The organism is Bradyrhizobium sp. SZCCT0231 (assembly GCF_018130245.1).
GTDB lineage: Bacteria > Pseudomonadota > Alphaproteobacteria > Rhizobiales > Xanthobacteraceae > Bradyrhizobium > Bradyrhizobium japonicum_F.
In genome coordinates this window covers 1-1,402 of sequence record NZ_JAFCKP010000043.1, presented here as the reverse complement: position 1 = coordinate 1,402, position 1,402 = coordinate 1, and the positions used below count along the sequence as shown (strand labels likewise).

The window sequence follows — 1,402 nt, the reverse complement described above, 5'->3', positions numbered from 1 at the left end:
TCCATCGGCAGCTGCTGCAGCACGTCCTTGACGAAGCCGTTGACGACGAGGCCGACCGCCTCTTCCTGGCTGAGGCCGCGCTGGATGCAGTAGAACAGCACGTCCTCGGAGATCTTCGACGTGGTCGCCTCGTGCTCGAACGTCGCCGAGGAGTTCTTGGCCTCGATGTACGGCACGGTGTGCGCGCCGCATTTGTCGCCGATCAGCAGCGAGTCGCAGGCGGTGAAGTTGCGCGCGCCGGTCGCCTTGCGATGCGCGGTGACGAGACCGCGATAGGTGTTCTGCGACTTGCCGGCGGCGATGCCCTTGGAGATGATGCGGCTCGACGTGTTCTTGCCGAGATGGATCATCTTGGTGCCCGAATCGACCTGCTGGAAGCCGTTCGAGATCGCGATCGAGTAGAACTCGCCGCGCGAATTGTCACCGCGCAGGATGCAGCTCGGATATTTCCAGGTGATCGCCGAGCCCGTCTCGACCTGGGTCCAGGAGATCTTGGAATTGTGGCCGCGGCAGTCGCCACGCTTGGTGACGAAATTGTAGATGCCGCCCTTGCCTTCCGAATTGCCGGGATACCAGTTCTGCACCGTCGAATATTTGATCTCGGCGTCGTCATGCGCGACGAGCTCGACCACGGCGGCATGCAGCTGGTTCTCGTCGCGCTGCGGCGCAGTGCAGCCTTCGAGATAGGAGACGTAAGAGCCCTTGTCGGCGATGATCAGCGTGCGCTCGAACTGGCCGGTGTTGCGCTCGTTGATGCGGAAATAGGTCGACAGCTCCATCGGGCAGCGCACGCCCGGCGGCACGTAGACGAACGAGCCGTCGGAGAACACCGCCGAGTTCAGCGTCGCATAGAAATTGTCCGAGGTCGGCACCACCGAGCCCAGATATTTCTGCACCAGCTCAGGATGCTCGCGGATCGCCTCCGAGATCGGCATGAAGATCACGCCGGCCTTCTTCAGCTCGGCCTTGAACGTGGTCGCAACCGAGACCGAATCGAACACAGCATCGACCGCGATCTTGCGGCGGGCCGGATCTTCCTCGCCCACCTTCGGCTCGATACCTTCGAGCATGGCGACTTCCCGCAAGGGAATGCCGAGCTTCTCGTAGGTCTTCAGGATCTCCGGATCGATCTCATCCAGTGACGAAACCGTCTTCTTCGGCTTCGGCGCCGCGTAGTAATAGAGATCCTGGAAGTCGATCTTGGGATACTCGACACGGGCCCAGGTCGGCTCCTGCATGGTCAGCCAGCGGCGATAGGCCTCGAGCCGCCACTGCAGCATCCAGGCGGGCTCGTTCTTTTTCTGTGAGATGAATTTTACGATCTCTTCCGACAGCCCCTTGGGGGCCTTCTCGGAGTCGATCAGGGTCTCAAACCCATAACGATACTGGTCGACGTCGATGC

General features: G+C 61.3%; 1 protein-coding gene. It reads right to left on the bottom strand.

Translation table 11 applies throughout. The features are described 5' to 3' along the window. A partial coding sequence (gene sufB / locus JQ566_RS34420; protein ID WP_349643379.1) for a Fe-S cluster assembly protein SufB occupies positions 1-1,400 on the bottom strand: 1,400 nt, incomplete at its 3' end. Between the last annotated feature and the right edge of the window lie 2 nt (positions 1,401-1,402).